We start from the raw sequence: 23,596 nt of genomic DNA on the forward strand, positions 1-23,596 counted from the left end.
CGCCACTGCAAGCGCGCCGAGCGCTTGAGCAATTTGAGGGCTCCGCGCCCGGCGCGCTTGCCCAAACCGAAACCCATGATTATCAAGATCAAACCCGCAGACTCTCGTTATGAACGAGGGACCGAAGGGGGGCAGGTCACAAGAAAACCGGAAACGAACCCATAAAGGGCTGACCCAGCGAAGAGACCAGACATACCGAAACTGATAGATGGAAGACGCTTGGTTGCCGTGACGGCTAAATAGATAAGTACCATCACGCCAAGCATCGGCTTCACGACTTCGGCGGATGCCACGGCCAGCAACTGTGCGCCGAGATAGGTAAAGGGTAGACATGCGAAGCTCATCACTCCGACCATTTTCCACTCGATATGGTCGCGAAACAGAAGCGATTTCGTGACTGCCGAGGCCGTAAATAGAACCGTTGCCAATGCAATCGTCTCCTTCACGGGCAGAACCAGAGATCCAAATGCCAGAACCAGAAGCGCCGAACCGAAGCCGAAGATCGCAGACGCGAATGACGCAACAAATGCTATCAGTATGAAAGCGATCTGATCCAATCTCGTCCCTTGTCGATTAGTCTCTGCTCGCTGTGGTCAGAGTTACAATCAGGTTATGTTAGAAATAGGCGTGAGATGCTAGAGCGGGCGTTCTTCCCGCATCGTGAAGCGGCAACTAAGTTCGCATTTTACAAGTTCGCCGACCACGCAGCGAAGGTCCGCTATTGCGAAGCGTGTCACGGGCCGAGGGGCAGCTCCGGGCTGATTGCAGACTTTTTCCGAGAGGTTACCCCAAGCAAGTGCCATTCTTGAGATTAAATCCCGTTATCCAACACCGGCCAACAAAAAGCCGTCCCGAATATCGGGGCGGCTTGGGCCTTGCAGAGACGGAGGTCAGCCGATTGCGGCGGCTTTTACGTCTTCGTCGATATAGGGCAGGTACTGTTCGAAATTGTTCGAGAACATCTCGACCAGTTTGGCAGCCTGCTTGTCATAGCCGGCGGTATCGTTCCAGGTGCGGCGCGGGTCGAGAAGCACTTCGGGAACACCGGGCACGTCGACAGGCACGTCGAAGCCGAAATTCGGGTCCTTGCGGAATTCGACTTCGCTCAGCGAGCCGTCCAGCGCCGCGGTCAGCAGGGCGCGGGTGGCCTTGATGGGCATCCGGCTTCCGACGCCATAGGCGCCGCCGGTCCAGCCGGTGTTGACCAGCCAGCAGGTCGCGCCGTGCTGGGCGATCTTGTCGCGCAGCAGGTTGCCATAGACCTCCGGACGGCGCGGCATGAAGGGTGCGCCGAAGCAGGTCGAGAAGGTCGGCTGAGCCTCGGTGATCCCGCGCTCGGTCCCGGCCATCTTGGAGGTGAAGCCCGACAGGAAGTGATACATCGCCTGTGCCGGGGTCAGCCGCGCGATCGGCGGCAGAACACCAAAGGCATCGCATGTCAGCATGATGATGTTCTTGGGGTGCCCGGCAATCGCGGTGGGCGAGGCGTTCGAAATATATTCGAGCGGATAGGCGCAGCGCATGTTCGCGGTCAGCCGGTCATCCTTGAAGTCCAGTTCACGGGTGTCCGGGTCGTAGACCATGTTCTCGATGACCGTGCCGAACTTGGTGGTCGTCGCATAGATTTCCGGCTCGGCCTCGGCGCTCAGGTTGATGGTCTTGGCATAGCAGCCGCCTTCGAAGTTGAAGATGCCGCGATCTGACCAGCCATGCTCGTCATCGCCAAGCAGGATCCGGTCGGGATCGGCCGAAAGCGTGGTCTTGCCGGTGCCCGACAGGCCAAAGAAAATCGCCGAGTCCACCGCGTTGCCGACCGCGTGGTTGGCCGAGCAGTGCATCGGCATGACGCCTTTTTCCGGCAACAGGTAATTCAGCAGCGAGAAGATCGATTTCTTGTTCTCGCCCGCGTATTCGGTGCTCCCCACGAGGATCAGCTTGCGGTCGAAATTCATCGCGATCACCGTCTCGCTGCGGCAGCCGTGGCGCTCGGGATCGGCCTTGAAGCTGGGGCAGTTGATGACCGTGTAATCAGCCACGAAGCTGTCGAGATCCTCGCGATCGGGGCGGCGGAACATGTGGCGGATGAACAGCCCGTGCCAGGCCAGTTCGGTCACGAGGCGGACGTTCTCGCGATAGATCGGGTCGGCCCCCGCATACATGTCCTGGACGAAATATTCGCGCCCCTTCATGTGTTCGATCATATCTTCATAGAGGCGGTCGAAGGCGTCCGGCTCCATCGCGGCGTTGTTGTCCCACCAGATCGTGTCGCGCGTGGTGTCGGACATGACGACGTGTTTGTCTTTGGGCGAGCGACCGGTGAACTTGCCGGTTTCGACCATGAACGCACCGCCCTGGCCCAACGCGCCTTCGCCGAGACGCAGTGCGTTCTCGATGAGAGCGGGCTCCAGAAGGTTGTAGTGTACGTTCTCAACCCCTTCGATGCCCTGGTCTTCCAGGCGAAAATTCGGGTTTACCCGTCCAGATGTCATTAGGTCGTATCTCCTGTTTCAGCGCCCGGCTCGACGATGACCGCACAACCGACGGCAAGGTTCGGGCACCATGTACGCTGCCTTTAGCATGCGGTAAGACACGGTGAACAGGGCGCTTTCCCGAGTTAGCGCCACCACCGCAACGTTTAGCGCAACCATATCACGGATCGACCTGACACCGATCTCAAAAGTGCGACAATTCGGCCATTCCCATGATATTTCCGCACGGACTGGTTGTTTTGGGGTGCGCGATTCTCGGTTTTGGATTGATTCGGATTTCCAAAGTCAGGAAGAGTTGGATAAAGCTGTGACGAGTGGGTAAAAAGAGGGGCAGTTCGAATGTCAAAGATCGCATTGGTGGATGACGACAGGAATATCCTGACGTCGGTTTCGATGACGCTCGAGGCAGAAGGCTTTGACGTTGAAACCTATAATGACGGTCTGGCCGCGCTTGAGGCATTCAACAAGAAGATGCCCGATCTCGCGGTGCTGGATATCAAGATGCCGCGGATGGATGGTATGGAACTGTTGCAGCGGATTCGCCAGAAGACTCAGATGCCGGTCATCTTTCTCACCTCCAAGGACGATGAGATAGACGAGGTTCTCGGGCTTCGGATGGGCGCGGATGACTATGTGAAAAAGCCGTTTTCACAGAGACTTCTGGTTGAACGGATCCGCTCTCTGCTGCGCCGGCAGGAGGCGGTCGACCGCGATGCGGATGGCACGGGCCCCGAAACCAAGGTGATGGAGCGGGGCAACCTGAGCATGGATCCGCTGCGCCATTCGGTCAGCTGGAAAGGCAAGGACGTGTCGCTGACGGTGACCGAGTTCCTGCTGCTGCAGGCGCTCGCGCAGCGCCCCGGCTTCGTCAAGAGCCGCGATCAGCTCATGGACGTCGCCTATGACGATCAGGTTTATGTCGACGATCGCACCATCGACAGCCACATCAAGCGGCTGCGCAAGAAAATGCGGACCGCCGACAGCGAATTTTCGGCCATCGAAACGCTCTATGGTATCGGTTACCGGTATAACGAGGAATAGGCGTCTCTCCGGGTCAGTGCTGAAAGGACCTTCGTGCGCAAAACCGACTCTTCCAACCTGAGACGACGCAGTGGCGATGTCGTGCTGGGCGATGACTGGGTTTCGCCGGACGACGGCGAAGGTGGCGCGCGCGGTCGCTGGTCGAACCGGGGGTTCCTGTCGCTTCGAGCGTCGCCACTGACCCGCAAGATCGTGATGTTCAACCTGATCGCGTTGAACATTCTCGTGGCCGGCATCCTCTATCTCAATGGAACGCGTGACAACCTTGTGCTGCAGCGCGCTGGAGCCCTGGTTGGCGATGCGGAACTGGTGGCCAACGTGTTCGAGGCGCAATTGCCAGAAACCGGCCCGGTGTCGCTGGCGGCGGAGCGAGAGCGGGTAAAGACCATCCTTGGCAATCTGAGTCTGCGCGATGGCATCGAGGTCTATGTTTTTGACAACGAACAGGTTCTCATCGGGCGCACCGAGGGGGTCAACCAGAGCGCGGCGCTGACCGCTCTGACCGCCAAGGAGACCCGGGCGACCTATATCAGCGATGGGTTGACCGCATTGTGGAAGCTGGTCTCCGGACCGTTCGCCGATGACACGGAAGAAGAGGTCGGCGGATCGGTCGAGTCGCAACTGCGCGGCATGATCCCGAAAATCGTGGATGGACAAACCCGGCTTGATTCTGGGCAGGATCTGTTCGGCGCGACGGTGATCTCCGCAATCACTCCGATCATGCGGGGCGACAGTGTGGTTGGCACCGTCGGCATGGCCAGCCCGTCGGGCGAGATCGACGCGCTGGTGAGGGGCGAGCGGGAGCGGGTGTTGCAGATGTTCGTGGTGGCGACCCTGGTTTCCATCGGGTTGAGCCTTGTACTCGCCTCCACCATCGCCAATCCGCTGGCGGAACTGGCCGAGGCCGCCGAACTCGGCCGCGACCGCAATGCGCGAAACAGCAAGCTGGGGCGGATCCGCATCCCGGATCTGACCGGTCGCCCGGACGAGATTGGCCGGTTGTCGCGCGCGCTGCGGGGAATGGTCGGCGCGCTCTATAACCGGATCGAAGGCAACGAACAGTTCGCCGCCGACGTGGCGCATGAAATCAAGAACCCGCTGGCCAGCCTGCAATCCGCAGTTGGCACGCTGCGCATGGTGACGCGCGAAGACCAGCGGGAAAAACTGATGGGTGTCATCGAGCATGACGTGCGCCGGCTCGACCGGCTGGTGAGCGATATCTCCAACGCATCGCGGCTGGATGCCGAACTGGTCAAGGAGGAAGAAGAGACCTTTGACCTCGTAAAGCTGATCGAGAACCTGAACCAGTTTCTGGGCGAGGATGCCAAGAGCAAGAATATCGACTACATCACCGATCTGCCGGATGAACCGGTCATGATCCAGGGGCTCGAGGCGCGACTGGCGCAGGTCTTTGTCAACCTCATCACGAATGCCATTTCCTTCTGCGAAGATGGCGATGCGATCCGGGTCTGGGCGCGCAAACGCGAAAATCGCGTGCTGGTCGTGGTCGAGGATACCGGGCCGGGCATTCCCGATGACTCGCTTTCAAAGGTGTTCAAGCGGTTCTACTCGCAACGTCCACAAGAGCATTTCGGCAACAATTCCGGTCTTGGACTGGCGATTTCGAAACAGATTGTCGAAGCGCATGGCGGGGTGATCTGGGCCGAGAACATCCGCCCGACCGAGGCCGACATCACCTCGGCGCCGCTGGGCGCGCGCTTTGTCGTGGGGCTGCCGGTCTGACGCGATGACCAACCACGCCAGCATTCTGCATGCCAGCTGTGTCGCGGTCGCGGAAAAGGGATGCCTGATCCTGGGCGCATCGGGCAGCGGTAAATCGGCGCTTGCCCTGTCGATGATGGCACATGGGGCCACCCTGGTGGCCGACGACCGTGTCGTCCTTACACGTATCGACAATGCGGTCATGGCCTCTGCGCCAGACCCGCTTCGGGGGCTGATCGAGGCGCGCGGTGTCGGGATATTGACCTGCGATATGGCGGAACGGGTGGCGATCAAGGTGGTTGTCGATATGGACAGCCCGGAGACCGAACGACTGCCGCAGGCCCACGAAACCGAACTGCTCGGACAACCTGTCGCCTTGCTGCGCCGTGTGGATGGGCCACATTTTGCTCCGGCACTCATGCAATATCTCAGATCGGGACGACATAGCCCATGACCGAAACCGCCACCGCTTCGCCGACATCGGTCGTGCTCGTCACCGGTCCTTCGGGGGCCGGTCGGTCGACCGCGATCAACGTGCTCGAGGATCTCGGGTTCGAGTCCATCGACAACCTGCCGCTTCATCTGTTGCCGCGACTGCTCGAAGGGCCGGCGCCCGATCGCCCGCTGGTGCTCGGGGTCGACACCCGCAACCGCGACTTTTCCACGGCGGCGCTGCTTGAACTGATCGACCGGCTGGGTGCTCAGGCCGAAGCGGTTCTGAAGGTCCTGTATCTGGATTGCGATCGCGACGTGCTGCTGCGCCGTTTTTCCGAGACCCGCCGGCGTCATCCGCTTGCACCGGCGGAAAGCCCGGAGATCGGGATCGAGCGCGATCTCGACCTGATGGCCCCCATCCGCGAACTCGCGGATATCCTGATCGATACCTCCGATCTCAACGTGCACCAGTTGCGCGCCGAGATCGAGCAATGGTTCAGCGTCGCGGGAAGCCCCCGGCTGGCGGTTTCGGTTCAGTCCTTTTCCTACAAGCGCGGTGTCCCCCGTGGTGTCGACATGGTGTTCGATTGCCGGTTCCTGTCAAACCCGTACTGGAACAGGGATTTGCGCGCGCTGGACGGTCGGGATCGCGAGGTCGGAGACCATATTCGTGCGGATGCCCGGTTTCAGCCGTTCTTTGAGCGGGTGCTCGACCTGACGCGTTTGCTGCTCCCGGCCTACGAGGAAGAGGGAAAATCGCATCTGTCGATCGCGTTCGGGTGCACCGGCGGACAACATCGGTCGGTTTTCCTTGCGGAAACCTTGGCCAAAGCCCTTGCGGATGATGGACAGCAGGTGTCAATTAGGCACCGCGAACGTTAACGACATGACAGGGACGAGAGGCCGGGTTGATCGGAATTGTGATCGTGGCGCACGGTGGGCTGGCAAAAGAGTTTCTTGCTGCGACCGAACATATAATCGGCAAGCCGGCCGGTATACGTGCCATCGGGATCGAGGCCGTTCACGACAGGGACGCTGTCGAGCAGGAAATCTGCGACGCCGCCGATGAGGTCGACACCGGTGACGGCGTCGTCGTGGCCGTCGACCTGCATGGCGGTTCGCCGTGCAATCTCGCGCTCAAGGCGGTGCGTCCGGACAACCGCCGCATCCTGTTCGGCATCAATCTGCCGCTTCTTGTCCAATTGGCGAAACATCGCGACGAACCGGTTGCGGATGCCGTGCGCATCGCTATCGACGCTGGCAAGAAGTACATCTATTCCAAGAATATAAGTTCCGAGTGAAAGCCCCAGATCAAGATGACCGAACGCAAATTCAAGATCGTCAATGAAAAGGGGCTGCATGCCCGTGCCTCGGCCAAGCTGGTCGAGGTGGTCGAAGGCTTCGATGCGCGCGCAGAGGTTTCTTGCGACGGTCTGTCCGCCTCGGGCGACAGCATCATGGGGCTTTTGATGTTGGCAGCGTCAAAGGGAAAGACTATTGACGTTCAGACCAGCGGTCCCGATGCTGAGGCACTTGCGGATGCGTTGGAAATACTGGTTGCAGACAAGTTTGGCGAGGGGTTCTGACGCCGTCTGGCGACAGGATAGCAGGATAAGCGATTTGGCGGACTCCACAGATCACACGCGCGACACCGCGCTGCCCGAGGCCGAGTCGCCCAAGGGCGAGGTATATGATCGCCGTACGCTGACCTATGCCAATTCCTTTGACGATCCCTGGACGTCGTTTGCGATCAAGGCGATCGAGTGGTGCACCGGCAAGATCACGATCTTGCGCATGGTCAGCGCTTTCGAGAAATCCAACGAGAAATACCGTGGTCAGAAATTCTGGCGCGGAGCGCTGAACGTCATGGGGATCGACCTTCTGACCCCGGAAGAGCAGCTTGCGAACATCCCCAAGGAAGGCCCGGTCGTCGTTGTGGCCAACCATCCGCACGGGATGGTCGACGGCATGATCTTTGCCGATCTTATCGGCCGCGTGCGGCAGGATTACCGGATTCTGACGCGGTCGGTACTGACGGGGCTGGATGAGGCCGCGACCTCGTTCATGATCCCGGTGCCCTTCCCGCATGATCCGGATGCCCAGAGAAAGATGGTCGAGATGCGCGCCGCCGCGATGGACCATCTCAAGAATGGCGGGGTCGTCGCGCTGTTTCCTTCCGGTGTGGTGATGTCCTCGGACAGTTGGTGGGGGGATCCGGTTGAACGGGAGTGGAACGTCTTTACCGCCAAGATGATCCGCCGCTCCAATGCCAGGGTGGTGCCGCTGTTCTTCCCCGGCCGTAACTCGCGGGCCTACCAGATCGCCTGCCAGGTTTCGCCGGTCCTGCGTCAGGGCCTGTTGCTGCATGAGATTGTCCGGTCCTGCAACAAACCGCAGGCCCCCGTGGTGGGTGAACCGATCAGCGACAAGGATATGGAACTGCTGGAAAAGGATCCGCGCGGCTTCATGGCCTGGCTGCGTCAGCACACGCTAGATCTCGGAAAATCCTGACCCCACGCATTGAAGATGGCGCAACCTTCGGCCTGTCAGACCGCTTGACGCGGCGACCGAAGTTCGTCACCGGGTCGGCACCGGCGCCTCGCCACGATAATCATAGAAGCCACGCTGGGTCTTGCGTCCCAGCCATCCGGCCTCGACATATTTGGTCAGGAGCGGGCAGGGGCGGTACTTGGTATCGGCCAGCCCGTCATGCAGCACGTTCATGATCGCAAGGCAGGTGTCGAGCCCGATGAAATCGGCGAGTTCCAGTGGACCCATCGGATGATTGGCGCCCAGCTTCATCGACTCGTCGATTGATTTGACGTTTCCGACGCCCTCATACAGCGTATAGACCGCCTCGTTTATCATCGGCATCAGGATGCGGTTCACGATGAAGCCGGGGAAATCCTCGGCGCTGGCAGCGGTTTTTCCAAGCCGGTCGACCACGCCGAGACACGCTTCGTAAGTCTGCTGGTCGGTGGCGATGCCGCGGATCAGTTCAACAAGCTGCATCACCGGCACCGGGTTCATGAAATGGAACCCCATGAACCGCTCGGGCCGGTCGGTCCGGCTGGCCAGCCGGGTGATCGAGATCGACGAGGTATTCGAGGTCAGGATGGTTTCCGGCTTCAGATGCGGTTGCAGATCCTCGAAAATCGCCTGTTTGACACTTTCCCGCTCTGTCGCGGCCTCGATGACCAGGTCGGTGGCCCCGACATCGGACAGCGCCAGCGTGGTTTCGATCCGTTTCATCGCCGCCTGCATATCGGCTTCGGCAATCTTGCCGCGCCCGACCTGCCGGCCCATGTTGCCGTCGATTCCGGCGATCGCAGCGTCCAGCGCGTCCTGGCTGACATCCGTCAGCATCACGTCATAGCCGGCCAATGCCATCACATGGGCAATGCCGTTGCCCATCTGCCCCGCCCCGATAACGCCGATTGACTTGATTGTCATGTGCCTGCCTTCCGCCTGGTATCGCCCGACCATATCGGTGCCGGACGGTCAGGGACAAGGGGCAGCGTTCAATTCAGTTTGCATCAAATTCGCAGGTTAGCCGAATCGCAACGTCTTCGCCGTAAAACGGGAAACGGGTGAACAGAAAATGGGTGGCTATCATGAGTTTTGAGGTTTCAGGCGCGCGTGCGCTGGCCGACATTCCCTGTCGATACGGAACGTCGCGATTGCTGGTCAGGGGGCCACGCAGGTCCCTGCGAGAGCCGTATATCGCGTTTCTCGGCAGCAGCGATACATATGGCTGCTTTGTCGCGCATCCGTTCGTGGCGTTGACCGAGGCGGAAATCGGTATGACCTGCGTCAATCTGGGCTGTGCGAATGCGGGGGTCGATGCCGTGCTGAACGATCCGGACGTGATCGGGATTGCGGCATCTGCCAGGTTTTCCGTGGTACAGATCAGCGGGGCGCAGAACATGTCAAACGCGCTTTACCGGGTGCATCCGCGCCGGAATGACAGGTTCCTGTCGGCCTCTGCAAGGTTGCGGTCGATCTATCCCGAAGTGGATTTTACCGATTTCCACTTCAACAAGCACATGTTGACCACCTTGCATGAGCTGTCCGCCGAGCGGTTCCGCATGGTGCGGCAGGAAATTCAGCGCGCGTGGCTGGCCCGTATGCGGGTCTTGCTGGAACGGCTCGGGGCACAGACCCGGCTGTTGTGGCTGCGCCGCGCGCCGGTGGACGCCGATAGCGCGTTGGGCGAAGATCCGTTTTTGATCACCGCGGCGATGGTGGACGAACTGGCCGATCTGTCTGGCGGTGTGATCGAGGTCGGCGTCACGCCGGCTGGTCAGTCTGATGATCTTGATGGCATGTTCTATGGCCCGTTGCAGGCACCGATTGCGGAACTGTCACTCGGCCCATGCGCACATGAGGCCATCGCCGGCCAACTGGCTGCAAACCTCCGGACGGTTCTTTGATGGAATGGCCCGACGGAGCAGGCGGGCCATTCCCGGATCAACGTTCCGTCACGCTCAGACAATCTTGACGATCTGCTTGCCGACATTCTTGCCCTGAAGCAGGCCCATGAACGCGTCCGGCGCGTTTTCGAGCCCTTCCGCGATGTCTTCGAGAAAGGCGATTTCACCGGCGGCGACCTTCGGTCCGACCTCGGCCAGGAATGTGGGGTAGCGGTCCCAATGGTTGGAGATGATAAAGCCGTTCACGGACAGGAACCTGACCAGGATCGTCCGCCAGACGGCGGGAGCGGTCAGCCCCTGATCCGACGCGCCCGCACCAAGACCGCCGGCATTGTACCAGGAGATCATGCCGCAGATCGGGATGCGCCCGTGATTGTTCATCAGCGGCAGCACCGCTTCCAGCACCTTGCCGCCGACATTCTCGAAATAGATGTCGATCCCGTCCGGACAGGCATCGGCGAGCGCCTTGCGCAGGTCCGATGCGCTGTCATAGGCGCGGTGGTCAAGGCAGGCGTCAAAGCCGAACGTCCCGGTTGCCAGCTTGCACTTGTCGGCGCCGCCCGCGATGCCGACCGCGCGCAGGCCCATTGATTTCGCGACCTGCCCGACCATCGAACCGACCGGACCGGTTGCCGCCGCGACGACGAGTGTTTCGCCCGCCTTGGGCCGGCCATATTCGGTCAGCCCGTGCCAACCGGTGAATCCCGGCATGCCGAGCACCCCAAGTGCTGCCGTGATCGGTCCCTGTGCCGGATCGAGCTTGCGCAGCATCTTTGCCGGTTGCACCGCGTGGGTGGCCCATCCCAGCATGCCAAAAACGAAGTCACCGGGTTTGTAGTCGGGACTGTTCGAAGCAATGACCTCTCCGACGCCGCCGGCCTCCATCGTCCCGCCGATCGGGACCGGATCCGCGTAGGATTTCGCGTCGTCCATGCGGCCGCGCATATAGGGGTCGAGCGAAATGTAGTGAACCCTGACGAGAACCTCGCCCTCGCCGGGTACCGGCATGGGTTTCGCTTCGTAGTTGAAATTTTCGGCCGTGGGGGCGCCGCTCGGGCGGCTGGCCAATGCGATGTGATGCATCTGGTCGGGCATGGAACTGTCCTTTTTCCGGTCTGCCTGCACGGTGCCGCTCCCTGCGCGTTTTGACAAGAGGGGCGACCGCAACGTCACGTCCCCAGAGATCGCTTGGCAAGCCCGCCCGCGCAGCGTATATGCGCGGCCTGACCCGGACAGGAGCGTCGTGACATGGTAGGCAGTGCAAATCTCAACGTGATGATCAAGGCCGCGCGCAAGGCGGGCCGGTCCCTGGTCAAGGATTTTCGCGAGGTCGAGAACCTGCAGGTGTCGATGAAGGGCGCGGGTGATTTTGTCTCTAGGGCCGATATCGCCGCGGAAGCGATCATCAGGAAGGAACTTCTGGAGGCGCGGCCGACCTATGGATGGGTGGCCGAGGAAGGTGGTGCAATCGAGGGCAAGGATCCGACACGGCGCTGGATCGTCGATCCGCTCGACGGGACCACGAATTTCCTGCATGGTCTTCCGCATTGGGCGGTGTCGATCGCGCTTGAGCACAAGGGCGAGATCGTCGCCGGCGTGATCTTTGACGCTGCCAAGGACGAGATGTTCGTCGCCGAGAAGGGTGCAGGCGCCTGGATGAACGATACACGGTTGCGGGTGTCCGGACGGCACCGGATGATCGAGAGCATCTTTGCCACCGGCCTACCCTTCGGAGGGCGCCCAGAGCTGCCGAATACGCTCCAGGAACTCGCGCGGCTGTTGCCTGCCTGTGCCGGGGTGCGCCGTTGGGGCGCGGCGTCGCTGGACATGGCCTATGTCGCGGCGGGGCGCTATGACGGCTACTGGGAGCGGCAGCTGAACGCCTGGGACATGGCGGCGGGGATCGTCATCGTGCGTGAGGCGGGCGGTCTGATCCAGCCGATGGATCCGAAAGGACACATACTCGATGACGGTGCCGTGGTCTGCGCCAATGAGGCGATTTTCGACAGTTTCGCGAAAGTCGTTCGCGGCTAGGCGCGGGGCTGGTGACGGGTGCCTCCGGCGGGAGTATTTTTCGCAAAGATGAAGAGGCGGGATCGGAATCCGAGTCCACTGTCACTTTCGGCGGATTTTCGGAATTCTGCTTTCGTTCAGGCGGTACTGGGCTTCGGGATGGGGTGGCCTGCCGCGGGTCTGTTGCCAGAAGCCCGGTCCGCCGAGGCGTAGCCAGAGCGGCGTGATCAGGATCAGCCCGATCACGAACCCCCCGGCATGGGCCCAGTAGGCGACGCCACCGGCATCCGGGTCGGCCCCGAGCCCGCCCACGAACTGGATCCCCAGCCACGCAACGAGCACGAGCCATGCGGGGGTGGCGAAGATACGAAAAAAGATGATCAGCACGACGACTACGTCTACGCGCGCGCGTGGAAAGAGCAGCAGGTAGCCACCCATGACGCCGGCAATGGCGCCGGATGCGCCGACGGTCAGCACGTTTGAATGGGGCGCGACCCAGACATGCGCAAGACCGGCACCGACGCCGCATGCGAGGTAGAAGGCGAGGAACTTCAGGTGCCCGAGCTCATCCTCCAGGTTGTCGCCGAAAATCCAGAGGAACAACATGTTGCCGATCAGATGCATCCAGCCCGCATGCAGGAACATCGAACTGAACAGGGTATGATAATCCATGCCCCTGCTGATGTTCGCGGGGATCATCGCCCATTTTCCGAACAGCGCGTAGAGTGCCTGATCATCGTTCAGGATGCCCGCATATGTCAGGAAGATCAGTATGTTGGCCGCCATCAGGGTATAGACGACATAGGGCGTTCGCCCGGACGGGTTGTGATCGCGGATCGGGAACATGCCGCGACGCTGTCCCGAAAGCGGGGCGGGGTCAAGTGGGGACCCGCCGGTGGCGGTCGCGGGACAGGTTTTCAGCCGGCACCGAAAACCTGCCAATCGGCCGGACGATCGGCAGGTTCCGGTCCCTAGGCGTTGCCGCCGAGCAGCGCCGCGTTGCCGCCCGCTGCGGTGGTGTCGACACAGACGTGCCGTTCGCCCATCACGCGGGCGATGTCGGGTGTGCCCGGGATCAGCGGAACGATCGCGCCATCGCGGTTCGCCAGAGCCCGTTCGATTTCGCGCGCCGTTTCGGCGTCGCCCCACCACAGCACCCCACCGATGCCGCGCAGGCTGGTCAGCGAGGCGGGGTCCACCTGGCCGTCGCAGCGGATTGCCCGGCCGCCCAGCAGGTGAACTGCGCGCAGCTGTGCGTCGGCAGCTTCGGCGCCGGGGCCCATGCACAGCAGCGGATCGCGCGGCACAAGACTGAGCCGGTTGGACTCACCTGTTGGTCCGGGCAGAATGCAGGGAGCCGGTTGCGCCTTGCCACCGGTGGGGGCGGGAAGGCTGTCGGCGGGTTTTGTCCAGCCGGACGCGGCCTGTTGTCGATCCGGCGCGCAGAACCGGGGCATATAGTTCGGTCCGCCGGCCTTGGGTCCGGTGCCGGACAGGCCCTCGCCGCCAAAGGGCTGGCTGCCGACAATTGCGCCAATCTGGTTGCGGTTGACATAGATGTTGCCGGCGTGAATCGCATCGGTGACATGCTGCACGCGGTCGTCGATCCGCGTGTGCAGGCCAAAAGTGAGGCCATACCCTGTGGCGTTGATATCTGCGATTACCTTGTCGAGTTGCCCCGAACGAAAGCGCACGACATGCAGGACCGGGCCGAAAATCTCGCGTTCGAGGCTGCCGATCCCGTCAATCGAGATCATGGTCGGGGCGACAAAAGTGCCACCTGCGGGCGGCCGCAGTTCCTTGATGACCCGGCCGTCATTGCGTGCCGCGTCAATATGAGCGCTGATGCTCTTGTAGGCCGGTTCGTCTATGACGGGGCCCGAGTCGGTGGAGAGCAGCCACGGATCGCCCAGCGAGAGGGCGTCCATCGCCCCCTTGAGCATGGTCAGCAGATCCTCGGCCACGTCTTCCTGGACGTAGAGGCAACGCAGGGCCGAGCAGCGTTGGCCGGCTGATTGGAACGCGCTTTCGACAATGGATTGTACCGCCTGTTCCGGGAGCGCTGTGCTGTCGACGATCATGGCGTTCAACCCGCCGGTCTCCGCGATCAGCGGCGCGCCGGGGGCGAGGTTGTCGGCCATGGCCGCGCGGATTTTAAGGGCGGTGGCGGTCGAACCGGTAAAGGCCACACCATCAACACGTGGATCCGAGGTCAGCGCGGCACCGACGGGCCCCTCTCCCGGCAACAGTTGCAGGGCCGCAACCGGCACTCCGGCACGGTGCAGCAGGGTCACCGCGAAATGTGCGATCAGCGGTGTCTGCCCGGCCGGTTTGGCAAGCACGGCATTGCCGGTTGCCAGCGCCGCCGCGATCTGGCCGGTGAAGATCGCCAGGGGGAAATTCCAGGGGCTGATGCAGGTAAAGGTGCCCGCCGGGGCCGCATCGGGTATGTTGGCGGCGTAGTAGCGCAGGAAATCAACCGCTTCGCGCAGTTCCGCGACGCCGTCGCGCATGGTCTTGCCCGCCTCTCGCGCGAGCAGGGCAAAGATCTCGCCATAATGCTCCTCGTAGAGGTCGGCCGCCGCGTTGAGGATCGCGGCGCGCTCTGCGGTGGGTGCGGCCCAGGGCTGCGCTGCGGCAAGGGCGGTTTTGATGTCCGCCGCGCTTGCCGGAGCAACGGTTCCCGTTTGCGTGCCATTGGCCGGGTTGATGACCGGCTGCACCGCATCCGGCGCCACGCTGCCCGCGACGAGCGGCACGGCGGCCCAGTTGTGGTTTCTGAATCCGTCCCGCGCCTCTTCTATCATGGTCAGTGTCGGTGCATGGGTCAGGTCAAAGCCGCGCGAGTTCGGCCGTTCCGGTTGATAGAGATCCGCGCCGGTCGTCAGGGATCGGGTATCTCTCCCGATCTGTTCGAACGGATCGGCGGCGACGGTCTCCGGCGGCACGTTTTCATCGACGATCTGGTTCACGAACGAGCTGTTGGCGCCGTTTTCCAGCAGGCGGCGCACCAGATAGGCCAGTAGATCACGATGCGCGCCCACGGGGGCGTAGATCCGGCAGCGCGTGGTATTCTGCGTCTTGACGATCTGATGCAGGGTTTCGCCCATGCCATGCAGGCGCTGGAATTCGAACGCGGTCTTGTCGGTTGCCATATGCAGGATCGCGGCCACGGTATGCGCGTTGTGCGTCGCAAATTGCGGATAAATCCGGTCGGTCATCGCCAGCAGTTTCCGGGCATTGGCAATGTAGGAAACATCGGTGATCGGCTTGCGGGTAAAGACCGGAAAGGCGGTCATCCCATCCACCTGCGCGCGCTTGACCTCGGTATCCCAGTAGGCGCCCTTGACGAGGCGCACCATGATGCGGCGGTCGTGGCGGCTGGCCATGTCATAGAGTGCGTCGATCACGGTTCCGGCGCGCGGGCCATAGGCCTGCACGACCACGCCGAACCCGTCCCATCCGGCAAGCGCCGGTTCGCTGAGCACAAGGTCGATCACGTCGAGCGACAGAGCGAGGCGGTCGGCCTCTTCGGCATCTACGTTCAGGCCCATCCCGGCGGATTTCGCCAGCAACGCCAGCGAGCGCAGGCGCGGGACGAGGTCGGACATCACGCGGGCTTCTTGTGCCACCTCGTAACGCGGATGCAGAGCAGAGAGCTTGACGGAAATCCCCGGGTTGTCGCGGATGTCTCCGGACGTGCAGGCCGCTGCAATGGCCGAGATCGCGCGGGAGTAGCTGAGGTGATACCGGGCGGCATCCGCCTCGGTGCGGGCGGCTTCCCCCAGCATGTCATAGCTGTAGGTATATCCCTTGGCCTCCATGCCGGCGGCGCGTTTCATCGCCGAGTCGATGGTTTCGCCCAGCACGAACTGACGCCCCATTTCCTTCATGGCGCGGGTGGTGGCGGTGCGGATCACCGGTTCGCCCAGTCTCTTCATGGCACCGCGCAGGGCACGCACGGGGCTTGGCCGGTCATCGTCCAATACCTTGCCGGTCAGCATCAGCGCCCAGGTCGAGGCATTCACGAGCGACGACGAGGAGTGGCCCAGGTGCTTGCCCCAGTCACTTGGCGCGATCTTGTCCTCGATCAGCGCATCGATCGTGTCCGCATCGGGCACGCGCAGCAACGCCTCGGCGAGACACATCAACGCGATCCCTTCATCGGTGGACAGGCCATACTCGGCGAGGAACACTTCCATCAGCCCCGGTGCGGTGCTGGCGCGGATGTTGCGCACAAGATCGGCGCCAGCAGCGCAAATTGTGCTGCGGTCGGCCTCGCTCAACCCGGCCTCGGCGATGAGACGGGCGACAACAGCGGATTCATCCGCGAATTTTTCGGCATCGATGCGGTGACGAAGGGGAAGGGGTGCGTTCATGTCTGGCCTCCGGGTTGTTGGCGCAATATACCGGGTAAAATGCGGGCAAGTGGCCCGATTGTGCAAGTTATGCGGGCGAATGGCCCGAAAGATGAGCGTATTGCAATGCAAACAGACCGTTCGGATATCGACGGATATGATCGCAAGATTCTCGAGGTGCTGTCGCAGGAGGGACGTCTGAGCATCGCCGATCTCGCGCGGCGAATCGGGCTGAGCAAATCCCCGACGCAAACCCGCCTGCGGCGGCTGGAGCGTGACGGGATCATCACCGGCTATCGGGCTCTGATCGACCCCATCCGCCTGGGGCTGGACCATGTGGCGTTTGTCGAAGTGCGCCTGCATGACACCCGGGAAGCGGCGCTGGCTGCATTCAACACCGCCGTGGCAAAGATCGGCGAGATCGAACAGGTTCATCTCATCGCGGGGAAATTCGACTATCTCATGAAGATCAGAACCCGGTCCATGACCGAATACCGGATCGTCCTGGCCGAAAAGATCTCCACGTTGCCCCACGTCGCCGGCACGTCGACCTATGTTGCGATGCAGGCGGTCAAGGAGGATGCGTTACTCGCGCCGCCCGGCAATGCGAAGTGAGCCGTACAGGACAGTCAGGTGCGTTGGTGGAGACAGCGGATTTACCAGTGCAGGATTCGCAGGTAACGGGACCGGTCGTACCGAGGTGAGAAGATAGATGAACCCAACCTTCACAATCCGGCCCAAGGATCGTTGAGATGTCTGACCCCTTGCAGTAACAATGGCCCGCATGCGGGCGTGATGGAATGGTAGACGCAAGCGACTTAAAATCCTGCTTTCCGAGCAGAAAAGCGTAACGATTACATAGCCGTATGGCCCATATGGCGAGCGGCGGCCATACATAAGCCATCTATACCTAATTGATTGGCCTGAAAGGGATTGGTAGAAGGCAGTTTCGGACCCGTCACCCCACGTGGTGAAATTGGTAAACACTGGAGACTTAAAATCTCCCGCCGTAAGGCTTCCCGGTTCAAGTCCGGGCGTGGGGACGGTTCGAAACTCAATTGAAAGCCTGCCACATGTAGATGCAACATCCACTTCCTTGTGCTACCCCTAGTGAGGTAGCAGGGAATCGGATGGGCTCACAGTTGAACGCAGAAGAACAAAAATACTTGGACATTGTTCTTACCCCTATTCGTGTCTGCGCAACCTATAAGCCCAAATTTGGCCAAGGGCTTGGCGATGGCCTTACGGTGTAGCAGTTTCAAGACCTGTATTGTGGCGACACGTTCTATGCAGGGTTTGGCCTAGACAACCCCATGGTGTATAAGCGGCGCAAAGGAAAGTCGTTGCTGATGTCGGGGTGCTTGCCGGCCCGTCCATGCGGCTCGTTTGACCGCCTGGATTCGTAATGTGGATTCTTTAACGGTTGAGTTCTGCAACACGCGATTCATCGCGCAAAGGCAGATTGGAGCAAAGTCAGCGCATTGGCATTGGCGGATGCGGCGTTTCTCGACGCTGCGATTTGAGATCTGGCAAGGAATAATTGTGTCATTCGTTCAACATTCGCTTTTTTGGAGAATTGCGTGACCGTATCGTCTCCGGTTACCGAACGGGTCTTTTCGCGCAGGATTTCGTGTTGTTGGTCTATGTCGATCTGACCGAAAGATGCAGGCAGCCCCAACGCGGTTTCGAACATTGTTCTGAGCGGCGGTAATCCCATGAGGGTGAACCACTTGGCTTCGTCGCTCATGTTTTCAGCCGCGAGACTTGTCAGTTCACGCTGCGCGAACATTGCTATGCGCATCGTGTCGTCCTGTTCTCCGACCGATACCTCGAAAGATTGAATCTTGTACTCGTCAGCGATTGTCGACATTTTTCGCGGATCGGATGTTGTATTCAGTTCTGCCGGCCCGAACCCGAATGCGGCACTGAACCGTTTGTAGCGATCATCGGTCAATCTGTTGGCAAGGGCATCATCACTGACCGTGCCGTCTTCAAGTATTTTCCGGATAAAATACGTGTTGTTCAGATCGTGGCGAAGCCCGAAAGCGCCGAGAGCGACGGAGAGGAGGCGTCGATCGCTGACCAGAGCCTCAGCGCTTTTGACATCGCCGATGTTCTCCTGGAAGTAGTCGACATCCCGTGAAATCTGGGCGGTTTTCGAGAAGGTTTCGAACTGAGACTCGTAGGTGCGTTGAAGAAAATTCCAGCCTGCGATTCCCGAGCCAACTATGACGGGCTGGAAGGTCATGACGGACGCGCTGCCATAAGCCGGTCTTCGCGGGGCATGAGGCTGCGCAGTGCTTTGAGGCACCGGTAGTGGTGCTGTGCTATGAGGGCATCTGTCGCCTCGGTCAGTGAGGCGCGGCTGTCTGCATCGGTAAAGACCTGGCTAAGTTCTTCGATGCGGCGCAAAAGGCCATGGCGCGCAGTCTCCGGGTCGCTGTCGCCGGTCAATATCAACTGTGCGGCATAGCAGACCCGTCTTACCGGTGTAGTCGCTTCGTCCGGGTGGATCGCGTCACGTAACCGGAGTATGTTAGCATCGGGCGTCACGATCGAGAGCCGACTGCGCCGATCACCGTTTTCGATGACAGCACCGTTGACGAGTACGCGTTCCTTCGGGGCGAGTTTCAGGATTAATCCGCTCATGATCTCATGTTCCGCCTCTCAGGCCACGCAGAATGGCCGTGTTGATCTCGAGCAGCGGTTCGCTGTTTGCTTGCCGGGCCAGAACCTTGCTGGTGTGTTGATTTGTGAACTCGGCAAGATACAGGATCCGGGCCTTGAGTTCCGAAGGCAGGGCGTTTCCCTTGTCGGCGACATCGATGGCAAATATCGTCCAGATCTTGCGATTGTCATTGAGTGCTTCGGCGAGTGCCGCGAACCCGGCTGTTCCCTTGGCCTCTGCCGCGCGAATGCGCGTCGTGATGCGGGCAATCGCCTCGTACTCGGTGCCTCTTGTTGTGCGTGTCGGAGCCGATGCGGCGGAATAGGCGCGATGCGCCTGGGACAGGGCGTTCAAATCAGGACCTCACATATCTGAGTGCTTCAGAAGAGAAGTCGGGGCGCGTGACGCCCCGACCGGTACCGTGGTGGCGTTAACGGAAGAGCGACAGGATGGTCTGCGGCGCCTGGTTGGCAATCGACAGGGCCTGTACGCCGAGCTGTTGCTGCGTCTGGAGGGCTTGCAGGCGGGCCGATGCGGCTTCCATGTCGGCATCCACGAGACTGCCGATGCCGGATTTCATGGCGTCCATCACCTTGCCTACAAAGACATTCTGATCCGAGATGCGCTTGGCAGATGCACCGAGCGCCGCTGCGCCATCCACGGCGGTCTGGATGTGCGCTTCAAGTGCCGTGATCGATGCAGCCGCGGTCGTGGCATCACTTACGTCGATGTCGCTCAGGTCGAGGTTGGAGGTGAAATCCACCGCCGCCACAGTGATCTCGGAAACCGTGATTGCGCCGGTATTGTCGCGATCGATCGACGAGGTCACCGTCAGATCCACGCCGTCGTCATTCAAGAGATTCATGCCGTTGAACTGCGACGCGTTGATGATCGACGTCACCTGTGCAATCGATTCGTTGATATCGGCAGCCAACTTGGTGTAGTCGACGTTTTCGCCGGTGGCTGCGACGACCTTTTCTTTCATGTCACTCAGAACATTCGTGATCTGTTCGGCACCTGCGGATGCAACGGCCACGGTGGATTCACCGAGCGCCAGTGAATCGGACACGGCCTGAAAACCGCTCACGTCAGATTCCATCACTTTCGAGATTGCCCAGATGGCCGAGTTGTCCTTGGCCGAGCCGACGTCCTTGCCGGTGGAAATCTGGTCCTGGGTTTTGGCGAGGTTGGAGTTGATGGATTTCAGGGTCTGGAGTGCAACCATTGCACTGTTGTTTGTCAGAATGCTCGACATGGCATTGTTCCTTTGGTCATTGGGCAAGTTTTACCCGGTTTCATGCCGCCCTTTCGGGTGGCCCAAATGTCTTTCTGACGATTGCGAGCGCCGTGCTTTCGGCTTCGCGCCACCTTTGTTTCAGATGCCCCCTGACCATGCGTGCGATGTCCTAATGGAATCCTAAACAGACCGGTCAAGACGCATTGCATTTAACTCAAAATGCGTATCACGCGCGTTTCTCGAGGTTTGAATCGACAGAGCTGCCAAAGGTCTGTCGTTTGCCCCGGTGGTCGTAGGTTTCAAAGCCGGAACGCACGCGTCTCAACTCTGCCATGCGGTCTGCAACTGCCCGGATGCCTTCCAGTGCGCTGTTCAGCAGTGCTTGATTACGGGTCACCTTCTGATGAATCGCCTCGAGAGGAGTGCGATCTTCGACTGGCAACTTGTTGATCCTGTCGATCAATTGCTCTTTGGTCGTCATCAGGATTTCAATCTGATCCAATTGTCCGGCGAGCAGTGCTTCGCGTTCGCGGTCCAGAAGTTCATCAAGCGAATCGATAATTTCCTGGCGGTTTTCATCCGTCATGTTGTGAGTCCTTCAGTGCATTGAATAGTGATTCAGCAAGTCCGACGCCGCCTGATTGCGCGATCTGTTCCGCTTGGGCCCGGACCAGCAGCGACGCATATTGATCTTCGCCGGCTCCGCCGCCCATGGCATCGCGTGATTTCCCAAGGCCAGCGGATTTCAGCATTTCGGTCAGAAACGCGGCCTCGAGCTCGGTTGCCGCCTGTCGCAGTGCTGCGTCGGGTCCGGTCCTTGGGGCGATGGTCGTGGAAAGGGAAATTGGAGTCATGGGATACCTCGAATTGGCGGAATTTTTTCAAGACTGATGCCCATCGGGTTAAAATATCGGTAACCGATTTGCTTGATCGTCGTGTCATCAAGAGAGAATTCTGGTGACATATGCAGTTAACATCCCTTCTTATCCCCGATGCGGTCAAAACGTTGGGGGAGCCTGTTTCAGGGGCCGCTCTTGAGGCTGCTGATGCTCATGGGAAAGCCACGTTTGAGGCTGCGTTCTTTCAGGCGTCTGTTGCCGATGCGCATCCCGTTCTGTCCGGGACCGCTGAGGTGTCTGACGCCGAGGATGAAGCGGAAACAGCGGAAGCGGGCGATATCTTGGAACCCTGTGATCCGGGCGACGGCGTGCATGCAGATGAAGAATGCGCGCACGATGTGGCGGAGACTGACTCGCCGCGCGATGATCCTGAACCGAGGCGTGGGCATGAAGCGGAAAATGACGTCGCCGTGAAACAGGTGCCCGTCGAAACCGGTGCCGGGATTCCGGTTGTCAAGGAACCCGCAGGCGTGCACGACGCAGGAGAACGGACCGAAACCGAACCACCAACATCCGAGCGCGCGCTTCTGGGCGATGACGACGCAATCACGCTGCCAAAGCGGTTGGATCGCAAGGCTACGGATCACCCGATCCGATATGAGCACGCCACCGAACCCACCGGCAGGTCCGGCGCGACCGAGGAGGGGTCGCTTGTGTCGGCATCACGGGGCGAAAATGTTGCGGCGAAATCAGTTGGAAAATTGATCGGAGAGACCGTCTCTCTTGGACATGGGGCAGCTGAAGCGCCCCTTCCTGTCGAAGAAACTGCCTATGCGGGTGCTCCGGTATCAGAATCCATTCAGCCGATTCTGATGAGCGGGAGCTATCGCCCGGAGAACACGTACCATGCGGGTGCTCCTGTTGACATGCGGGCTCTTGTTCGCAAGTCCCAGGAGAATACGTTGCATTCGCCACTTCCACGAGATTTGGAAGGCGATGTCGGTCTTGATCACGCTGCCTCTGTCGGACTGCCGTCACGCGCGGACGCGCAAGCGATGATGCCTGCGACCACGGAGTCTGTTGCCCATACGATTGCAAGCAGTCCTGCCGTGCCGCCTTCTCCGGTTTCCTTGGTCACTCCCGCCGAGACCGACCTGATGGTTGATCCAGGGGGACATGCAGGTGATGTGGCCGACGCGCAGATTTTGCGATCCAGCGCAACGGCCGGCACCGCATTGCAAGCAACGACGGATGCCATCGTGGCCCGCCCGGAAGCCGTGCGACACGCTGCCGCTCAGGCCGTTGAAATTCTTGCGAAAGAACCCGGCAAGACCGTGGAAATCGCTCTCAATCCCGAGGAGCTTGGTCGGGTCCGGCTGTCACTGTCGACGAGCGATGCGGGAATGACAGTGTCAATCGTGTCGGAGCGGCCAGAGACGCTTGACCTGATGCGCCGTCATATCGATCAACTTTCCCAGGAATTTCAGAGACTCGGTTATCAGCAGACAAGTTTCGAGTTCAGCGGCGAAGCTTCGAATGGTGACGAAAGTGCCCCGGGAAAAGAGCTTGTGGACCATGACGGTGCCCATGTTACGGATGAAATGCAGACCGCCACTCCAACCCGCCTGGTGCAGACTGGGCTAGACCTGAGGCTCTGAACATGACCGAGATCACGACTTCTCCCGCCGCCGCTACGGCGGCCACCGCGGCAGGCGCAACTTCCGCAACATCCGGCGCGACCGGCAGCACCGGGCTGACCTCGGATTTCGAGACATTTCTCAAGATGTTGACGGCGCAGGCCCGCTATCAGGATCCGCTGGAGCCAATCGATTCGACCGAATACGCCGCGCAGCTGGCACAGTTCTCGATGGTCGAGCAGCAGGTTCAGACAAACGATACCCTGAGTGCGCTGTTCGCCCGGATGGATTCGTCCAACATGGCGTCTCTCGCGGGATGGGTCGGGATGGAGGTCCGGGCCGACACCCCTGTTTACTTTGACGGGCAGCCGGTAACCGTATCTCCCGGCGTCGCCGCAACGGCGGATGCGGCCTATCTGGTGGTGACCGGACCGGATGGGCGCGAGGTTCAGCGGACTGAAATCGACTTGTCCGCCGAGCCGGTCGAGTGGGCTGGTGTCGATAGCAGCGGAGCGCCATTTGCCAGCGGCGTCTATACATTCTCGGTGGACAGCTTCCGCAACGGAGACAAGATCGAACCCGGCGTGACCGAGGTCTACGGACGCATCACCGAAGCGCAATTCGAGGGCAACGACGTGATGTTGGTGCTCGATGGGGGACCGGCGATTGCGGCGAATGACGTATCCGCACTTCGGCAGGGAAACTGACACGCGCCAGTCTTACG

General features: G+C 60.5%; 24 protein-coding genes and 1 tRNA gene. 13 read left to right on the forward strand and 12 right to left on the reverse strand.

What is annotated here, in order from left to right:
• Nucleotides 1–107: 107 nt before the first annotated feature.
• Both AB9K34_RS06660 and AB9K34_RS06665 read right to left on the reverse strand, forming a co-directional pair.
• Nucleotides 108–557 carry a TSUP family transporter gene (locus AB9K34_RS06660; RefSeq protein ID WP_369953639.1) on the reverse strand — a complete coding sequence of 150 codons (450 nt, stop codon included), beginning with the start codon at nt 555–557 and terminating at the stop codon, nt 108–110.
• Between the two features lie 333 nt (nt 558–890).
• Nucleotides 891–2,489 (reverse strand): phosphoenolpyruvate carboxykinase, encoded by a 1,599-nt coding sequence (locus AB9K34_RS06665; RefSeq protein ID WP_369953640.1) that lies wholly within the window; start codon nt 2,487–2,489, stop codon nt 891–893.
• 339 nt (nt 2,490–2,828) lie between these two features.
• Here AB9K34_RS06665 and AB9K34_RS06670 point away from each other — a divergent pair, with 339 nt between their 5' ends.
• The 7 genes from AB9K34_RS06670 to AB9K34_RS06700 are packed head-to-tail and all read left to right on the forward strand — an operon-like array spanning nt 2,829 to nt 8,198.
• Complete coding sequence (locus AB9K34_RS06670; protein WP_369953641.1) at nt 2,829–3,530, forward strand: response regulator transcription factor; 702 nt, start codon at nt 2,829–2,831, stop codon at nt 3,528–3,530.
• A 33-nt stretch (nt 3,531–3,563) separates the two neighbouring features.
• Nucleotides 3,564–5,273, forward strand: coding sequence for a sensor N-terminal transmembrane domain-containing protein (locus AB9K34_RS06675; protein WP_369953642.1), 1,710 nt, complete (start codon nt 3,564–3,566; stop codon nt 5,271–5,273).
• Between the two features lie 4 nt (nt 5,274–5,277).
• A complete protein-coding gene (locus tag AB9K34_RS06680; RefSeq protein ID WP_369953643.1) occupies nt 5,278–5,706 on the forward strand; it encodes an HPr kinase/phosphorylase in 429 nt (142 codons plus the stop codon).
• Nucleotides 5,703–6,569, forward strand: a complete 867-nt coding sequence (gene rapZ / locus AB9K34_RS06685) for an RNase adapter RapZ (RefSeq protein WP_369953645.1) — start codon at nt 5,703–5,705, stop codon at nt 6,567–6,569. The genes AB9K34_RS06680 and rapZ overlap by 4 nt, the downstream gene beginning before the upstream one ends.
• Before the next feature lie 26 nt (nt 6,570–6,595).
• A complete protein-coding gene (locus AB9K34_RS06690) occupies nt 6,596–6,988 on the forward strand; it encodes a PTS sugar transporter subunit IIA (RefSeq protein WP_369953646.1) in 393 nt (130 codons plus the stop codon).
• A 15-nt stretch (nt 6,989–7,003) separates the two neighbouring features.
• Complete coding sequence (locus AB9K34_RS06695; RefSeq protein WP_369953647.1) at nt 7,004–7,273, forward strand: HPr family phosphocarrier protein; 270 nt, start codon at nt 7,004–7,006, stop codon at nt 7,271–7,273.
• 34 nt (nt 7,274–7,307) lie between these two features.
• The gene (locus AB9K34_RS06700) at nt 7,308–8,198 is read left to right on the forward strand and encodes a lysophospholipid acyltransferase family protein (RefSeq protein WP_369953648.1); all 891 of its coding nucleotides are present in this window, start codon (nt 7,308–7,310) and stop codon (nt 8,196–8,198) included.
• A gap of 66 nt (nt 8,199–8,264) precedes the next feature.
• Here AB9K34_RS06700 and AB9K34_RS06705 read toward each other — a convergent pair whose 3' ends face one another.
• Entirely contained in the window at nt 8,265–9,140 is an 876-nt protein-coding gene (locus AB9K34_RS06705; protein ID WP_369953649.1) for a 3-hydroxybutyryl-CoA dehydrogenase, read from the reverse strand.
• A 161-nt stretch (nt 9,141–9,301) separates the two neighbouring features.
• On the opposite strand from AB9K34_RS06705, the gene AB9K34_RS06710 reads away from it, so the two are divergent.
• The gene (locus AB9K34_RS06710) at nt 9,302–10,120 is read left to right on the forward strand and encodes a DUF6473 family protein (protein ID WP_369953650.1); all 819 of its coding nucleotides are present in this window, start codon (nt 9,302–9,304) and stop codon (nt 10,118–10,120) included.
• 54 nt (nt 10,121–10,174) lie between these two features.
• On the opposite strand, the gene AB9K34_RS06715 is transcribed toward AB9K34_RS06710, so the two are convergent.
• On the reverse strand, nt 10,175–11,215 hold the full coding sequence (locus AB9K34_RS06715) for an NADP-dependent oxidoreductase (RefSeq protein ID WP_369953651.1): 1,041 nt from the start codon (nt 11,213–11,215) through the stop codon (nt 10,175–10,177).
• A gap of 153 nt (nt 11,216–11,368) precedes the next feature.
• Here AB9K34_RS06715 and AB9K34_RS06720 point away from each other — a divergent pair, with 153 nt between their 5' ends.
• Nucleotides 11,369–12,154, forward strand: coding sequence for an inositol monophosphatase family protein (locus tag AB9K34_RS06720; RefSeq protein ID WP_369953652.1), 786 nt, complete (start codon nt 11,369–11,371; stop codon nt 12,152–12,154).
• A gap of 81 nt (nt 12,155–12,235) precedes the next feature.
• Here the strand turns inward: AB9K34_RS06720 and AB9K34_RS06725 are convergent, their stop codons facing one another.
• Nucleotides 12,236–12,979, reverse strand: coding sequence for a rhomboid family intramembrane serine protease (locus AB9K34_RS06725; RefSeq protein ID WP_369953653.1), 744 nt, complete (start codon nt 12,977–12,979; stop codon nt 12,236–12,238).
• A 125-nt stretch (nt 12,980–13,104) separates the two neighbouring features.
• The gene (gene putA / locus AB9K34_RS06730) at nt 13,105–16,512 is read right to left on the reverse strand and encodes a bifunctional proline dehydrogenase/L-glutamate gamma-semialdehyde dehydrogenase PutA (protein WP_369953654.1); all 3,408 of its coding nucleotides are present in this window, start codon (nt 16,510–16,512) and stop codon (nt 13,105–13,107) included.
• A 105-nt stretch (nt 16,513–16,617) separates the two neighbouring features.
• On the opposite strand from putA, the gene AB9K34_RS06735 reads away from it, so the two are divergent.
• Both AB9K34_RS06735 and AB9K34_RS06740 read left to right on the forward strand, forming a co-directional pair.
• Nucleotides 16,618–17,106, forward strand: coding sequence for an Lrp/AsnC family transcriptional regulator (locus AB9K34_RS06735; RefSeq protein WP_369953655.1), 489 nt, complete (start codon nt 16,618–16,620; stop codon nt 17,104–17,106).
• 346 nt (nt 17,107–17,452) lie between these two features.
• Nucleotides 17,453–17,534, forward strand: a tRNA-Leu gene (locus AB9K34_RS06740).
• A gap of 401 nt (nt 17,535–17,935) precedes the next feature.
• Here AB9K34_RS06740 and AB9K34_RS06745 read toward each other — a convergent pair.
• The 6 genes from AB9K34_RS06745 to AB9K34_RS06770 all read right to left on the reverse strand — a co-directional run bounded on the left by AB9K34_RS06745 (nt 17,936) and on the right by AB9K34_RS06770 (nt 21,250).
• On the reverse strand, nt 17,936–18,739 hold the full coding sequence (locus AB9K34_RS06745; protein ID WP_369953656.1) for a DUF1217 domain-containing protein: 804 nt from the start codon (nt 18,737–18,739) through the stop codon (nt 17,936–17,938).
• Nucleotides 18,736–19,140, reverse strand: coding sequence for a flagellar biosynthesis repressor FlbT (flbT, locus tag AB9K34_RS06750; RefSeq protein WP_369953657.1), 405 nt, complete (start codon nt 19,138–19,140; stop codon nt 18,736–18,738). Before flbT ends, AB9K34_RS06745 begins: the two co-directional genes overlap by 4 nt.
• A 4-nt stretch (nt 19,141–19,144) precedes the next feature.
• The gene (gene flaF / locus AB9K34_RS06755) at nt 19,145–19,513 is read right to left on the reverse strand and encodes a flagellar biosynthesis regulator FlaF (RefSeq protein WP_369953658.1); all 369 of its coding nucleotides are present in this window, start codon (nt 19,511–19,513) and stop codon (nt 19,145–19,147) included.
• 76 nt (nt 19,514–19,589) lie between these two features.
• Nucleotides 19,590–20,414, reverse strand: coding sequence for a flagellin (locus AB9K34_RS06760; protein WP_369953660.1), 825 nt, complete (start codon nt 20,412–20,414; stop codon nt 19,590–19,592).
• A 208-nt stretch (nt 20,415–20,622) separates the two neighbouring features.
• Complete coding sequence (locus tag AB9K34_RS06765) at nt 20,623–20,982, reverse strand: flagellar biosynthesis protein FlgN (protein WP_369953661.1); 360 nt, start codon at nt 20,980–20,982, stop codon at nt 20,623–20,625.
• On the reverse strand, nt 20,972–21,250 hold the full coding sequence (locus AB9K34_RS06770; protein WP_369953662.1) for a rod-binding protein: 279 nt from the start codon (nt 21,248–21,250) through the stop codon (nt 20,972–20,974). The genes AB9K34_RS06765 and AB9K34_RS06770 overlap by 11 nt, the downstream gene beginning before the upstream one ends.
• 110 nt (nt 21,251–21,360) lie before the next feature.
• On the opposite strand from AB9K34_RS06770, the gene AB9K34_RS06775 reads away from it, so the two are divergent.
• Together AB9K34_RS06775 and AB9K34_RS06780 are read left to right on the forward strand one after the other, a co-directional pair.
• A complete protein-coding gene (locus tag AB9K34_RS06775; RefSeq protein ID WP_369953663.1) occupies nt 21,361–22,893 on the forward strand; it encodes a flagellar hook-length control protein FliK in 1,533 nt (510 codons plus the stop codon).
• A 2-nt stretch (nt 22,894–22,895) separates the two neighbouring features.
• Nucleotides 22,896–23,579, forward strand: a complete 684-nt coding sequence (locus AB9K34_RS06780) for a flagellar hook capping FlgD N-terminal domain-containing protein (protein WP_369953664.1) — start codon at nt 22,896–22,898, stop codon at nt 23,577–23,579.
• Nucleotides 23,580–23,596: the final 17 nt, after the last annotated feature.

The organism is Sedimentitalea sp. XS_ASV28, from assembly GCF_041224545.1.
Taxonomy (GTDB): Bacteria; Pseudomonadota; Alphaproteobacteria; order Rhodobacterales; family Rhodobacteraceae; genus Sedimentitalea.

Coding starts and splice junctions, on each gene's coding strand:
- flbT (WP_369953657.1), bottom strand. CDS start 19,140: ATGAGCGGATTAATCCTGAAACTCGCCCCGAAGGAACGCGTACTCGTC.
- AB9K34_RS06765 (WP_369953661.1), bottom strand. CDS start 20,982: ATGACGGATGAAAACCGCCAGGAAATTATCGATTCGCTTGATGAACTT.
- AB9K34_RS06735 (WP_369953655.1), top strand. CDS start 16,618: ATGCAAACAGACCGTTCGGATATCGACGGATATGATCGCAAGATTCTC.
- AB9K34_RS06770 (WP_369953662.1), bottom strand. CDS start 21,250: ATGACTCCAATTTCCCTTTCCACGACCATCGCCCCAAGGACCGGACCC.
- AB9K34_RS06705 (WP_369953649.1), bottom strand. CDS start 9,140: ATGACAATCAAGTCAATCGGCGTTATCGGGGCGGGGCAGATGGGCAAC.
- AB9K34_RS06745 (WP_369953656.1), bottom strand. CDS start 18,739: ATGACCTTCCAGCCCGTCATAGTTGGCTCGGGAATCGCAGGCTGGAAT.
- AB9K34_RS06775 (WP_369953663.1), top strand. CDS start 21,361: ATGCAGTTAACATCCCTTCTTATCCCCGATGCGGTCAAAACGTTGGGG.
- AB9K34_RS06680 (WP_369953643.1), top strand. CDS start 5,278: ATGACCAACCACGCCAGCATTCTGCATGCCAGCTGTGTCGCGGTCGCG.
- putA (WP_369953654.1), bottom strand. CDS start 16,512: ATGAACGCACCCCTTCCCCTTCGTCACCGCATCGATGCCGAAAAATTC.
- rapZ (WP_369953645.1), top strand. CDS start 5,703: ATGACCGAAACCGCCACCGCTTCGCCGACATCGGTCGTGCTCGTCACC.
- AB9K34_RS06780 (WP_369953664.1), top strand. CDS start 22,896: ATGACCGAGATCACGACTTCTCCCGCCGCCGCTACGGCGGCCACCGCG.
- AB9K34_RS06715 (WP_369953651.1), bottom strand. CDS start 11,215: ATGCCCGACCAGATGCATCACATCGCATTGGCCAGCCGCCCGAGCGGC.
- AB9K34_RS06760 (WP_369953660.1), bottom strand. CDS start 20,414: ATGTCGAGCATTCTGACAAACAACAGTGCAATGGTTGCACTCCAGACC.
- AB9K34_RS06665 (WP_369953640.1), bottom strand. CDS start 2,489: ATGACATCTGGACGGGTAAACCCGAATTTTCGCCTGGAAGACCAGGGC.
- AB9K34_RS06720 (WP_369953652.1), top strand. CDS start 11,369: ATGGTAGGCAGTGCAAATCTCAACGTGATGATCAAGGCCGCGCGCAAG.
- AB9K34_RS06695 (WP_369953647.1), top strand. CDS start 7,004: ATGACCGAACGCAAATTCAAGATCGTCAATGAAAAGGGGCTGCATGCC.
- AB9K34_RS06710 (WP_369953650.1), top strand. CDS start 9,302: ATGAGTTTTGAGGTTTCAGGCGCGCGTGCGCTGGCCGACATTCCCTGT.
- AB9K34_RS06670 (WP_369953641.1), top strand. CDS start 2,829: ATGTCAAAGATCGCATTGGTGGATGACGACAGGAATATCCTGACGTCG.
- AB9K34_RS06725 (WP_369953653.1), bottom strand. CDS start 12,979: ATGTTCCCGATCCGCGATCACAACCCGTCCGGGCGAACGCCCTATGTC.